This is a genomic window from Companilactobacillus pabuli (assembly GCF_014058425.1).
GTDB classification, from domain to species: Bacteria; Bacillota; Bacilli; order Lactobacillales; family Lactobacillaceae; genus Companilactobacillus; species Companilactobacillus pabuli.
Window position 1 is genome coordinate 296,842 of record NZ_CP049366.1, and the last position, 13,131, is coordinate 309,972.

The 13,131-nt window shown below is 34.6% G+C and carries 12 protein-coding genes; 10 read left to right on the forward strand and 2 right to left on the reverse strand.

Annotated features, from left to right (window positions below):
* Positions 1-200: 200 nt before the first annotated feature.
* Entirely contained in the window at positions 201-2,750 is a 2,550-nt protein-coding gene (locus G6534_RS01415) for a MucBP domain-containing protein (protein ID WP_059074105.1), read from the forward strand.
* A gap of 47 nt (positions 2,751-2,797) precedes the next feature.
* Here G6534_RS01415 and G6534_RS01420 read toward each other — a convergent pair whose 3' ends face one another.
* The gene (locus tag G6534_RS01420; protein ID WP_182083057.1) at positions 2,798-4,198 is read right to left on the reverse strand and encodes a cation-translocating P-type ATPase; all 1,401 of its coding nucleotides are present in this window, start codon (positions 4,196-4,198) and stop codon (positions 2,798-2,800) included.
* Positions 4,199-4,366: 168 nt separating this feature from the next.
* On the opposite strand from G6534_RS01420, the gene rbsD reads away from it, so the two are divergent.
* The 8 genes from rbsD to purB all read left to right on the forward strand — a co-directional run bounded on the left by rbsD (position 4,367) and on the right by purB (position 11,233).
* Positions 4,367-4,762, forward strand: a complete 396-nt coding sequence (rbsD, locus tag G6534_RS01425; protein ID WP_059074107.1) for a D-ribose pyranase — start codon at positions 4,367-4,369, stop codon at positions 4,760-4,762.
* A 12-nt stretch (positions 4,763-4,774) separates the two neighbouring features.
* A complete protein-coding gene (gene rbsK, locus G6534_RS01430; RefSeq protein ID WP_059074108.1) occupies positions 4,775-5,683 on the forward strand; it encodes a ribokinase in 909 nt (302 codons plus the stop codon).
* A gap of 186 nt (positions 5,684-5,869) precedes the next feature.
* Positions 5,870-6,070 carry a cold-shock protein gene (locus G6534_RS01435; protein WP_057812991.1) on the forward strand — a complete coding sequence of 67 codons (201 nt, stop codon included), beginning with the start codon at positions 5,870-5,872 and terminating at the stop codon, positions 6,068-6,070.
* Positions 6,071-6,215: 145 nt separating this feature from the next.
* A complete protein-coding gene (locus G6534_RS01440; protein ID WP_182083058.1) occupies positions 6,216-7,427 on the forward strand; it encodes an MFS transporter in 1,212 nt (403 codons plus the stop codon).
* A gap of 77 nt (positions 7,428-7,504) precedes the next feature.
* Positions 7,505-8,152 carry a glycoside hydrolase family 73 protein gene (locus G6534_RS01445; RefSeq protein WP_059074109.1) on the forward strand — a complete coding sequence of 216 codons (648 nt, stop codon included), beginning with the start codon at positions 7,505-7,507 and terminating at the stop codon, positions 8,150-8,152.
* A gap of 51 nt (positions 8,153-8,203) precedes the next feature.
* Entirely contained in the window at positions 8,204-8,785 is a 582-nt protein-coding gene (locus G6534_RS01450; RefSeq protein ID WP_059074110.1) for a xanthine phosphoribosyltransferase, read from the forward strand.
* Positions 8,786-8,803: 18 nt separating this feature from the next.
* On the forward strand, positions 8,804-9,934 hold the full coding sequence (locus G6534_RS01455) for an ATP-grasp domain-containing protein (RefSeq protein ID WP_059074111.1): 1,131 nt from the start codon (positions 8,804-8,806) through the stop codon (positions 9,932-9,934).
* A gap of 3 nt (positions 9,935-9,937) precedes the next feature.
* Complete coding sequence (gene purB, locus G6534_RS01460; RefSeq protein WP_059074112.1) at positions 9,938-11,233, forward strand: adenylosuccinate lyase; 1,296 nt, start codon at positions 9,938-9,940, stop codon at positions 11,231-11,233.
* A 54-nt stretch (positions 11,234-11,287) separates the two neighbouring features.
* Here the strand turns inward: purB and G6534_RS01465 are convergent, their stop codons facing one another.
* Entirely contained in the window at positions 11,288-12,136 is an 849-nt protein-coding gene (locus G6534_RS01465) for an arginase family protein (protein ID WP_182083059.1), read from the reverse strand.
* A gap of 72 nt (positions 12,137-12,208) precedes the next feature.
* Here G6534_RS01465 and G6534_RS01470 point away from each other — a divergent pair, with 72 nt between their 5' ends.
* Positions 12,209-13,048: a MerR family transcriptional regulator gene (locus G6534_RS01470; protein ID WP_059074114.1), complete on the forward strand. Its 840-nt coding sequence runs from the start codon at positions 12,209-12,211 to the stop codon at positions 13,046-13,048.
* Positions 13,049-13,131 lie beyond the last annotated feature (83 nt).

Consider the following 13,131-nt stretch of genomic DNA (forward strand, 5'->3'; position numbering starts at 1 on the left):
AGAAATAACCTCTACATTAAATTGTGGAGGTTGTTTTGTTATTACATATTGTATGGAAAAGAATGGGCTCTAGAGAGAGTATGTGTTTTAAATATAGGATAATTTTTTTAATAAATTATGACGACCTTTTATTGGAACGCTTCAAAAATGCACATTAATATCGATTATGAATAAGGGAATTAAGAAAAGAGTAATGATATATGTTAACGAATAAAAAATGTGTATATTTGGGTGCCACAATCGTTTCGGCATTAGTACTAACGGTTTTGTCAGGACAAACAGTTAAGGCTGATACAACGACTAATAATCAAATAACTAACAATCAAACAACTACGTTAGCTCCAGCAACAAAGGTAGTGCCAACAGCTACCAAAACTAATGTAGCCACTGATGATGATACAACTAAGGGACAAACAGCTGTATCATCAGTAAATGATCCTTCAAATAGTACTGCCAAAAGTCAGGGAGATTCGACAGCTACAACTAGTACAAACGATAATTCGTCGAATGATTCATCTGATAGTTCGTTGAAAGGTAATTCATTGAATCAGAGTTCTACTGCAGTAGCCACTAATTCAACTTCAGAATCCTCAACTAATGATGTAAATGCGAGTTCTACGACAGATCAAACTGCAACAAATACAAATTCTGACAATAGCAGTACAAATACAAGTTCAACCGCAACAGATAATGATTCGAATGAAACTGTTGTCCAGGATATGAATGGCGTTAGTATTGATCTTTCGAATGCTTCAATGAAAGGAATATATTTGGACGACAAAACTGATATATATTCTAATTTAGCCATACCAGATAAACCAGTCGTAGGTCAAACCAATATTACTAATGATACTAATTCATATGCTTTACCTGATAACTTAACTGATACAACAGTAGTTAAGTTTGCTGATTCATATTTGGCTGGCCTAGTAAAACAAGGCTTGGGTTTAAAGTCCACTGATAATATTACTGTCGGTGATATTAAGAATTTTAAAGGGGCAATTTTGAATATCGATGGTACAGTGATTTCTAACGGACTTGGAAAAGGTGAAATGTCATCAAAAGATGTTACACCAATTGAAAGCTTAGATGGGATGCAATATCTACAGCTATTGCCTAATAATATTGTTAGCTTTACAGGAACTTTAGCCTCGGATGCCAAAGCTAATCCAAGTTTGGCCCCACTTTATGGCTTGAAATTATCCGAATTGAATTTATTTGGTAATTATAGTGACGGGACTATGAAAGAAATAAATATTAGTCAGATTCCAAAACTAACAATGGCAATATGTCACGATATGCTTAATGAAGTTATAACTCCTACTAATAGTATTGATAATCAACTATCACTGAGTGGAGATGAGCCATTTAATGGATTGACTAACGATGAGCTAAAGACAGTTGCACCATGGATTGAACAAAACTCAAAGAAAGAATCACCTCAAGGTGTAAGAGGTTTCTTGGGGGATATTTATTTTATGAATTCTACGATTGATGATTATTCTCCCCTCAAAGATATTTTGACTGATAATTATACGGTGGCAACATTTGAAACAAATGGTATGAAATATGATCCAACTCCAGTATATGGTGTCAAGGGGCAACCACTTATTTTCAAAGCTGATCCTATCTATAATGATTACGGACTTGAGTTCGAGAACCCTAATGACTTCAGGACTTACAATGTTCCTGATCCAACATTCTATCCAGTTAAAAGTTTGGGCAATAACACATATGAACTTGATAATCCCGATACAAGTCTCAATATGTTAATATACGGCTATCCATTCCTTTCACCTGATGAAAATAAACCGCAAGGATTTTATAGTCCACTTCTTACTGCAACCATGCATTCTCAACCATTAATTTGGCAAGATCATCCTAACGTTACTATCGAATATGTTGATCAAAATGGCAATCCAATCATGTCAAATGGTGTTCCTCTAACTAAAACAGTCAATGGCAATTTGATCGGCGATAGTTTTGATTTAACTAAAGAAGCTAGTCTAAACGGTTATACCTTATTGAGCCCAACTACTAGTTTGCAAGGTAAATATGAACAAGCACCACAAGTTATCAAATTAAGCTATAAGGAAAATCCGGTACCTGTTAGTGCAAGTAATGATGAAGTAAATCCTACAACGGTAAATACATTAGCTACACCAATTACCATTATTCCAAAAGTCGTCGGGACAGTTTCATTGCATGACTTAACTGGTGCTGAAACTGGCAAAGACCTTGTAGTAAATGGTAGTGAAATTACGATTTCAGCCACTGCGATGATCAATGGTCAAGAATATTACCAAATCGGTAACAAATGGGTTTGTGCTGATGATTTTGATATTGTAGAAACTGATAAATTAGGTTACGTCAGAATCTACAATGAAGTTGCTAATTTGATTAATAGCGATGGCCAATTATTAACTAGAGAATTGGGACCAAATACCGGTTGGAAATTCAACAGAATCGTTTCAATCGACGATAACGACTTTTATCAAGTAGCAACCAATGAATTTGTCTCAGTCGATAGCGGTGTTCCATATATTCCAATTAATGCCAAAACGGACGTTAACCTTACAAAACCTGCTGAACTTTACGATTCACAAGGTCCAGACCTAGATAAAAGTTTACCAACTAAAACTAGTTGGAGAACTGATAGTTATGCCAAAATCGATAACGTCAAAATGTATCGTGTCGCCACCGATGAATGGATTCCAGCCGATACTTTAGATGTGGTTCAAGTTAAATAAGGGCAACAAAATAACCTCTACAAATTGATGTAGAGGCTTTTTTGTTATTACTTTTGTTGTTTTTGTTGAATTAATTTAACTTTCTCTAAAATACCTTTGTTGAAAGCTTTCATATAATCGTCGCGATTGGCAAAATGCTTATTCTGAAGTTGATCTTGAACATCGACCCAATCGTAATAGTTGATAGGAATTTTATTTCTATTATTGTTTTTGACATATAGCTCGGCAAAATTAGGATCATCTTGAATCAGAGTTGTTAGCCAAATATAGTGAGTATCCTGATATTGCAAATAGTACTGATTCTTACTATCAATAGTATTTTGGTATTCTGAATATTCAATTTGCATATCAAAGGTTTTACCATAATTTCTGGCAATTAAATCCATTCGTGCACCCAATACTAAAGCAATCAAGGCAAAGACTGGGAAAATGTACTTCTCATAAGCATCAGTCAGTAAATCAATATTGATTACTACTATAGTAGAGAAGAGCGCATAAGTTGCAAACATACATCTGGAACCAAAAGGTGAAACGACCAAAAATGGTGCAATAACAACGAACCCGGATACTAGTAGAAAAAGGTTAGCGATTCTTAATTTGATGTTTCTCATTTTGTAAGAATACAAGATAACGATGATACTGAATAATAATAGTAGAATTCCAACAGTAATCAGAGTTTTGGGTGTAAATTGCGTTTTTAAATAGTTGAACATCGTGTCAGAATTGGCTGAACCAGAAACTGAACGATAAGAATCTTTTCCAAATAAAATCTTTAAGTAGGCACCGTTGATAAACATGAAAAAGGCACCGATAATATTTCCTAAAAGAATCCAATTGAGGATTTTTTTGAATTCAGTTCCAAAGTGTTTTCTCAAGAAAATCCAAACTAAAACACTATTAAAACAGTTTAAAAGCGTTACATGTTCGGCAAAAAATTGAGCCATAATTGAAGCTAGAAAAATTAAAATAACTACGGTTCGATAATAATGAATCTCTTTGTCGTAATTTTTTAAGACTAAGTAAAGCATGAATAATGGAAAAACAACTGATGGTACATAGTTGGCAAATCCTGCGTGCCAACCTAGAATTTGTTTAAAAATAACTTTTGGAGTTATTAAGATGGCAATTGTCATTAAAGATGAAGAAACTAATCCTAAAGATTTAGGTGTTTTGATCTGATCTCTGATTTTTTGAACTAAAAAGACGATCAAAGTCATGAAAGTTCCATAAGCGATAAATGACAGTGGCTTGATCTTAGTAATAGAAATAACTAGTAAATCTCCTAAATAACGTCCATCGTATTTTAGGAAGATGCCTTGAGGGAAATAGTTGCTACCGAAGTAAGTACCCCAATGCAAGTCATCGCCAAGTAGTGGCATCCACAGGCCAATCAGACCGAAGATAATGAAAATGATGAAATAAAAACTTAGTTTAGCTGTTCTTGTCATAGTGTGTCCTCTCGAAGTATCTTTTACTAGGATATATTCATTTCGGTTTTCTAGCAACAAAAAATCTATACTTGCTACTAGATATGTCATATTGATAAAATATTTACGTAGATAATTGTGCATGTTAAGATTAATTTTGCAAACGATTACAGAAAAGGTGAAAATTTCATGAAAAAAACAAGAGTAATCAACTCTAATATTTCACGTGTCATCGCTCAAATGGGCCATTTTGACACGATTGGAATTGGTGATGCCGGGATGCCAGTTCCAGCAGATACTGAAAAAATCGATTTGGCAGTTGAAGCAGGCTTACCTAGTTTCATGCAAGTCCTAGAAAATGTCTTGAGTGAATTAGAGGTACAAAAAGTTTATTTGGCCGAAGAAATCAAAGTTCAAAATCCAGAACAATTGGCTGCTGTGAAAAAAGCTATCGGCGATACACCAATTGAGTTTATTCCTCATGAAGAAATGAAGAAAGACTTGAGCGACACTAAAGCGTTCATTCGAACAGGAGAGGAAACACCATATTCAAATATCTTACTTGAAAGTGGAGTTGTCTTTTAGAGAGGTTTTAATATGAAGAAAATTGTTGTATTAGGTTCAATTAATATAGATACTATTTTAAATATTGCTCGTTTACCTTTACCTGGTGAAACAATGGCAATGCACGGTCGTTCCATTGCTGGCGGTGGAAAAGGTGCTAATCAAGCGATTGCGGCCGTTCGTGCAGGGGCAGAGACATCATTTATCGCTAAGATTGGAAAAGATCATGCGGCTGATTTTATGATTGATACTTTTAAGTCGGATGGTTTAAATATCCAAAATGTTACTGAAGATAATGTAGCAGGTACTGGTAAAGCTTATATTTTATTAGATGACAATGGTCAAAATAGTATTTTAATTTACGGTGGAGCTAACCAGACAATTACAGTCGAAGATATTAGAAATGCTTCTGAAACAATCAAATCAGCTGATTGCTTGATTACTGAGTTTGAAACACCACTTGAAGCATCAACGGAAGCTTTTAAAATTGCTAAAGAAAATAATGTTTTAACTATTTTAAATCCTGCTCCAGCTAAACAAAATATTCCCGAAGAGTTGTTGAAACTCACTGATATCATTGTTCCTAACGAAACAGAAGCTCAGGCAATCACAGGAATTGAAGTTGTTGATGAACCTTCAATGGCTCAGGCTGCAAAAAAAATGCACGCAATGGGTGTAAAGAATGTTATAATAACCGTCGGTGCTAATGGATCATTTTATTCACAATCTGAAAAGAGTGGTTTCGTTAATGCCTATAAAGTTAACACTGTTGATACAACAGCTGCCGGTGATACATTTATCGGATATCTAGCTTCTAAGTTAGATCCAGATTTAAGTAATATCGAGGAAGCGATGAAATTTGCTAGTAAAGCATCTTCTATTACAGTTCAAACTCAAGGTGCTCAGAATTCAATTCCTTATGTCAAAGATGTTGAAATTTAAGTATTTGTAAACGAAACTTTACTCTAAGTTCATTGTAATAATTGGTCAAACATGTTAATATAATAGTTGTATTTTTGAATGGTGAATGGTTCGAATGGTTTGAATGTTTCGTATTTTAGACTTTCTTCCATGATGTACCACGAAATAATGCACAAAAAATATTTAGTTATCAGGAGGAATAGTCTGATGGAACACGGAACAGTTAAATGGTTTAACGCAGAAAAAGGCTATGGTTTTATTACACGCGAAGATGGTAGTGACGTATTTGTTCACTTCTCAGCAATCCAAGGTGACGGTTACAAGACACTTGAAGAAGGTCAATCTGTAACTTTCGATATCGAAGATTCAGATCGTGGCCCACAAGCTTCAAACGTTGTTAAGGACTAATTAATAAACTTTGAGCAAAAGTCAACTCGTATGAGTTGGCTTTTTTTAATGCTCTTTTTTTTGCCTCCTACGATAATTTACATAAACTTTACAGTAACTAAACATTAGTAGTTTATGCTTAAGACTCAACATTGTGGGGGTCGATATGCAAAAAGCTTGGCAAAAGAATTTTAAAATTTTATGGTTTGGTAGTTTTATTACTGATATGGGCAATGCGATGACATTGCCTTTTGTTGTCTTATTTATTGATACGTTAGGTGATTTTACTCAAACGCAACTGAATTTTTTAGGAGCAGCGGCTTTTTCTCTGACTTATTTAATGAAGGCTTTCGTTTCACCACTCTGGGGGCGATTAGCTGATCTAAAAGGTCGAAAATTGATGTGTCTCAGGGCCTCTGGGGTAATGACGATAACGATTTTTATGATTGGTTTGTCGCCGAATGTGTGGTTTTTATTATTCTTTCGAGCATTACAAGGAGCTTTCTCAGGGTATATCAATAATGCTAATGCTTTGATGTCAGTTTCTGCACTACAGGGCATGCAAGGTCGAGTAATGAGCAAATTGGTAACTGGCAGTATCACAGGAACCTTGATAGGTCCTTTGCTAGGTAGTTTTTTAGCAACAGCAGTTGGCTATCGAGGGGCGTTCTTTTTAACGAGTTTTTTAATGGGATTGGTTTTTTTAACAACGTTATTCGGTGTTGAAGAAAATTTTGTACCAATTACGAAAGAAAAGTTACAGCCGGTTCTACCTTTAATGAAGAAAATTGGTTGGCCATTCTTTTTAGCCTTGTTTTACTCGCTCTTAGCCATTCAAGCGACGACTAATGCAATTATACCGATGATTAGTTTATTAGTCCGAGAGCTTGATTCTAACAGCTCTAATCTGGTTCTCATCACTGGTATCGTGTCAGCTGCTCCAGGTTTGGCAACAATTTTAATGGCTGGAATTGTCGGTTCTCTGATTGATAAGATGGGGGCTTTAAAAAGTATGATACTTTTTTTGCTCTTAGCTATCGTTAGTTTAGTTTTGACTAGTTGGGTACAAAATGTTTGGGAATTAGTTGCTTTGAGATTTATTTTGGGGATTTCTGATGCAGCTTTAATCCCATCGATTCAGGTTCTAACTGTACAAAATGTACCGAAACAAATATTTGGACGGATTTTCAGTTATAATCAATCCGCACAGTCGTTTGGGAATGTTTTTGGTCCAATGCTTGCGGCTGTGATTGCCACAGGATTAGGTTATAAAAGTATCTTCTTGTTCTGCGCTATTTTAGAAGTTGTAGCTTTGATATTGTGGATCGTGTATACAAAATGGCAAGGCTTAAAACTCGATAGTCTAAGACATTTTTAAAATTCTTTTTCAAATCATAAAAAGTTCAAAGTTATCGGCTATAATTAGAGTTAATAAACTTAAAAGGGATAGATCAATTGCCACAAAAGAGAAGATATACAGCGCACAAGAGTTATCGGCGCAAACGAAGCAGAAAAAATAATAATACAACTTTTATTTTGTTAGCCATCGTCGCTGTTTTTGTAATCAGCTTTTTTGGATACAGAGGATATGTCCATCATCAAAACGAAACAAAGGTTGAAATGGTCCAACAAGAACACAATTCTTTCGTTAAAAAAGTCGCTCCATATGCGGTTGAATTAGGTCAAGAATATGGTGTTTTACCTAGTATTACAATTGCTCAGGCGATTTTGGAAAGTGATTGGGGTACTAGTACGTTAGCTAGTCAGTACAATAATTATTTTGGTATTAAGGGTGAAGATCCTAATAATACTAAGGTTTTGCAGACGAAAGAATATACTAACGGTCAATGGATAACTATCAACGGACGTTTTCGAGTTTATTCGGATTTTCGTGAGTCGATGAAAGATCATACAAAATTATTAGTGAACGGTACCTCGTGGAATTCGCAGCAATATAAGCAAGTCATCCAATCGAAGAATTATATTGATGCGGCAGTTGCTTTGCAAACTGATGGATATGCGACTGATCCTGGTTACACAAGTAAAATTATTCGGATTATACAGAAATATAATCTAAAAAAATACGATCAAGGTATCAAGTAAAAATCAAAGTATGATAGACTCTAATTATTCTATTAAATAGGGGAGAACGTAATGAAGGAACTAGAAGAAAGAATCAGAAAAGATGGTCGAGTTTTAGGCAAAGATGTGCTTAAAGTTGATAGTTTTTTAAACCATCAAGTTGACCCAATGTTAATGGAAAAAATGGGTGAAGAATTTTACAACCATTTTAAAGATGCTGGTATCAATAAGATTTTGACAGTGGAATCTTCAGGTATCGCACCCGCAGTTATGACTGGATTGAAGTTTGAGGTACCAGTTGTTTTTGCTAGAAAGCACAAATCAGTTACTTTAACTGATGACTTGTATACGTCAGAAGTTTATTCATTTACTAAGAAGACTTCTAATCACATCAGTATCGATAAACGTTATTTGTCAAAGGACGATACTGTTTTGATTATCGATGATTTTTTGGCTAATGGACAAGCTGTTAATGGATTGGATACGATCATTGAAGATGCCGGCGCAACTTTGGCTGGAATTGGTATTGTGATTGAAAAGTCCTTCCAAAAGGGAAGACAAATGATTGATAAATCAGGAATTCCAATTTATTCATTGGCACGTATCAAGGCTTTTGAAAATGGTCAAGTAGTCTTCCAAGACGAAGAGGATTAGTAATAGGAAGGTGGAATTATGACTTTTATTGCGCCCGGTAAGACTTTAGGAATAATTGGCGGCGGCAGTGAAACTTATATATTTGAATTGGAAGCTAAGAGAATGGGCTTTAGGACTATGCTTTTAACGGCTGAGGAAAAAGATATTGCGACACAAGCTGCGGACAGTTTTTTGGTTGGAACTTTAGAGAACCTTGAAAATCTAAGTGAATTGGGCCGTAGAAGTGACCTTCTTTTGTACATGGATGAGAATTTCGACAGTACGCTTTTGAAAAAATTGTCAGAAGACTTCAATGTGGTTCAAGGAGCTGATTTGTTAGGCATTGCCCAAGATCGGTATATCGAAAGAACCTTTTTAAACGATTTGAATATTAACGTTCCACCGTTCTTTTCAATCGTTACGGTCAATGATATAAAAAAAGCCGTCGAGGAAATTGGTTTTCCATGTGCATTAAAACCGATTCAAAAGAATCAAACTATCTTAAAACGCCATATTTTGTACAACGCTGAAGATGTTGAGCAAGTACAAAAACTACTCCAAGATGGGACTTACATTTTGGAAGCTTGGATCGATACCAAAGCTGAGTATTCAATTATGGTAAGCAAGAGTAAAGATAAAAAAATCCATACTTTTCCGATGATTCGAGAAATATATGATGGTACGCATTTGATGAGTTCTTTCATTTACAAGAAGAATAATCCCGATGTGGAAGCAGAAATGCAAAGAGTTGCCTTAATGGTGGCTGAAAATGTTGATTACGTGGGAGTCTTTGGCATAGGTTTCATCCTATCTCAATCCGGGGTTTTGTACGTCAAACGAATTTTCCCAGGAATCAATTATTCGGCTAATGTTTATCAAGAAGCAACGGGCATTTCTCAATTTGAATTACATATCAGAGCGATTTGTGATTGGCCCATTCCTGAAATTTTTCCAATGGTCAATGCGGCTACCTTAAAGATTATTGAAGGTAACTTGCCACAGAGTTTGGATCTACTTCAGGAAAAAGCACAATGGAAATTTAACTATTACACAGGTTTTAAAGCTAAGAATCAAGCCGATAGGGATGTCGGTTATATTTCAATTTTTTCTGACGATGTCGAAGAATTAAAGAATGATATCTTAACAACTAATATTTGGAGAGTAGAATAATTCATGATTGATAGATATGTAACTAAACAAATGAAACCAATTTGGACGGACCAAAATAGATTTCAAGCTTGGCTCGAAGTAGAAATCGCAGCTGTAGAAGGTTGGAGCAAACTAGGAGAAATTCCTGCTGAAGATGCAAAGTTGATTGCTCAAAATGCTAAGTTTGATGTTTCAGAAATTGCTGAAATCGAAAAGCAAACTAAGCATGACGTAGTTGCTTTTACTAGAGATGTTTCACGTTACTTAGGACCAGAAAGAAAATGGGTCCACTTCGGCTTAACTTCAACTGATGTTGTTGATACAGCCTATGGTTACTTGATGAAACAAGCTAATGATATTATTCGTGAAGATTTGAATGAATTTCTCGAAGTAGTTAAACAAAAAGCTTTGAAGTACAAAGATACACCAATGATTGGTCGTACTCACGGCGTTCACGCTGAACCTACTACTTTTGGTTTGGTATTAGCTAACTGGTACTCAGAAATCAAACGTGATATCGAAAGATTCGACCATGCAGCTAAAGGTGTTGAAGCAGGTAAAATCAGTGGTGCGGTTGGTAGTTACGCTAATGTGCCAACTAGTGTTGAAAAATTTGTTTGTGATAAATTGGGTATTCGTGCTCAAGAAATCTCAACTCAAGTTCTTCCAAGAGATCTTCACGCTGAATACATCCAAACAATGGCTTTGATTGCCACATCAATTGAACGTTTTGCTCTAGAAGTTCGTCATTTGCAAAGAACTGAAGTTAGGGAAGCTGAAGAATTCTTTGCTGCTGGACAAAAAGGTTCAAGTGCTATGCCACACAAACGTAACCCAATCGGTTCAGAAAATGTTACAGGTTTAGCTCGAGTAATCAGAGGACATGCCTTTACAGCCCTAGAAGATGTGCCATTGTGGCATGAACGTGATATTTCACATTCTTCAGCTGAACGTGTCATCATTCCTGATACAACTGAATTGTTAGATTACATTTTGAGAAGATTTACTAAGATCACAAAAGATCTAACAGTCTTTCCAGATAAGATGATTGAAGATATGAACATCACTCACGGTTTGATTTACTCACAACGTGTCTTGTTGAAGTTAGTTGAAGCTGGTTATTCTCGTGAACAAGCTTATGACATTGTTCAGCCAATGACTGCCAAAGCTTGGGATGAAAAGAAAGACTTCAGAACGATGCTTGAAAATGATACACGTGTGACTGACAAACTTTCTGATGCTGATCTTGATGATGCTTTTGATTATCACTGGCATTTGAGAAATGTTGATGAAATCTTTAAGCGTGTTGGTTTAGAATAAAAATAATAATCCACATTAACCTTATTTTGGTTAATGTGGATTATTATTTTTTAATTAATCAAATATTTTACTGCTTTGCATTATTTCTTTAAGTTGTAAGGCGCTCCAAGGTAAATACTCTGCAATTGTTAAACCGACTGTTTTATCAGACAAATCATTTAACAATTTCATTATTTCATTGGGATTCAGTGTCCCATGTGAAACGTTATAACTAGTAACGCCAGGTTGATCAAAATATTGCTCATGGAATAATTTTGGATCTAAAGCATCTAGATCCAAATGAATTAAAACCTTTGTAAAATTATTTTCGTTAATCCAAGTTTGAATTTTATCAAAATCAATTTTATTTTGAGTTTGATAGTTGATTCCTAAATCAGGTAAAATCTTGTTTTCATCAGCGGTGGGTTTTTGTAAGCCAACGTACATGATTTCTTTAGGGGAGAAGGGGTGTTCAACTAATTTTTCTAATTCTTTATCTCCTTGGTGAATCAAATTTCCTAAGACCATAGCATGTTCATTAGGAAAAATCTTTGGTGTTGATATGTCTGGGTGAGCATCAATCCAAAGGATACCGACATGACCTTGATATTTATTATGTAAGTAGTCAAATGGAGCTTGTGATACTAAACAATTACCACCTAAGGTAATTACTTTGTCAGGTTGTTCGTTATTTAAGATCTTCATAGTTTCTTGCAAATTTTTCTTAACAATTGATTGGGCAGTAACCCCGTTTTCCCTTGTTAAATTAGTATTATCTTCATTAGGAGCTGTGATTGGAACTGTAAAAATTTTTTGATTAGGATTATTTGGTACTAAGGCAGTTAATAATTGTGATCCTAAATAATAAAGTGGATTATTACCAGCTTGCCAATCAGGAACAGTTAGTCTAATAGTTTTGTTCATTGTATGACCTCGCTTTTTTCTTTAATGCAATCTATGATAAAGTCTATAGTTAGAATAGGGTCAAGGTGTAAAATGGAAAAATTATCAATTGGTAAGATGGCGAATATTTGTAATGTTAGTATTCAAACTTTGAGATACTATGACAAAATAGATTTAATCAAACCAGCTATAAGAGATACAAAAAATGGCTATCGATATTATGATATTAACCAAGTTTTTAGAATTAATATCATTAAATATCTACAACATACAGGATCATCGCTCAAAGAAATCAAGCAAGTTTTAACTTTAGACAGTGAGCGTTTAGTTGAATTTTGGAATCAACAGGAGTTAGAGATCGAAAATAAAATTCAAAACTTACAAAGAACTAAAGAATTAATTCGAGGTCAGCAATTACAGTTTCAACAATTAAACGAAATTCAAAAATTTTCTCAGGAAATTGTTTATCAAAGAGCTATTCCGCAAGAATTAATAATTCAAATAAAGCCGATAACTAAAATAACCCCACTCAGCCATCCCGATGCAGAAGTGAGTCGATTAGAAAATATATTATTACAAAATAAGACGATGGCTAACTTACAATATGGTTTTTCATATCCATTAAAAGAGTATAATGATTTAACTGAAATTGAATACGATAGTATTTTTACAAGAGTTTTTTCATCAAGAATTGACGAAGCTGAAGAATTATTGACATACATGCTTTCTGGACAATATTTATGCATATCTTTTCTTTGGGATAGAACTAAATATTTGTCGTATTATCAAAAATTGTTCTCGGCGTTCCTACATAAATTTGGTACCATTCCAACAGAAGTTTATGAAGTATCAATAGTTGATGAGTATCACTATGAGAATGAACAAAATTTTTTGACAGAGTTAAGGGTTAAAATACCTAAAAACTATCATTAATGTTTAAGTATGGTTTTTAGCTCTGAAGATAAAAATTTGCTACAATATAAACAGCTATTTTTAAGTACAACTAATTTTTTTAC

Excerpts from the sequence above, each read along its gene's own strand:
- G6534_RS01440 (WP_182083058.1), top strand. The coding sequence starts at position 6,216 with ATGCAAAAAGCTTGGCAAAAGAATTTTAAAATTTTATGGTTTGGTAGT.
- rbsK (WP_059074108.1), top strand. The coding sequence starts at position 4,775 with ATGAAGAAAATTGTTGTATTAGGTTCAATTAATATAGATACTATTTTA.
- G6534_RS01420 (WP_182083057.1), bottom strand. The coding sequence starts at position 4,198 with ATGACAAGAACAGCTAAACTAAGTTTTTATTTCATCATTTTCATTATC.
- purB (WP_059074112.1), top strand. The coding sequence starts at position 9,938 with ATGATTGATAGATATGTAACTAAACAAATGAAACCAATTTGGACGGAC.
- rbsD (WP_059074107.1), top strand. The coding sequence starts at position 4,367 with ATGAAAAAAACAAGAGTAATCAACTCTAATATTTCACGTGTCATCGCT.
- G6534_RS01450 (WP_059074110.1), top strand. The coding sequence starts at position 8,204 with ATGAAGGAACTAGAAGAAAGAATCAGAAAAGATGGTCGAGTTTTAGGC.
- G6534_RS01465 (WP_182083059.1), bottom strand. The coding sequence starts at position 12,136 with ATGAACAAAACTATTAGACTAACTGTTCCTGATTGGCAAGCTGGTAAT.
- G6534_RS01415 (WP_059074105.1), top strand. The coding sequence starts at position 201 with ATGTTAACGAATAAAAAATGTGTATATTTGGGTGCCACAATCGTTTCG.
- G6534_RS01455 (WP_059074111.1), top strand. The coding sequence starts at position 8,804 with ATGACTTTTATTGCGCCCGGTAAGACTTTAGGAATAATTGGCGGCGGC.
- G6534_RS01470 (WP_059074114.1), top strand. The coding sequence starts at position 12,209 with ATGGAAAAATTATCAATTGGTAAGATGGCGAATATTTGTAATGTTAGT.
- G6534_RS01435 (WP_057812991.1), top strand. The coding sequence starts at position 5,870 with ATGGAACACGGAACAGTTAAATGGTTTAACGCAGAAAAAGGCTATGGT.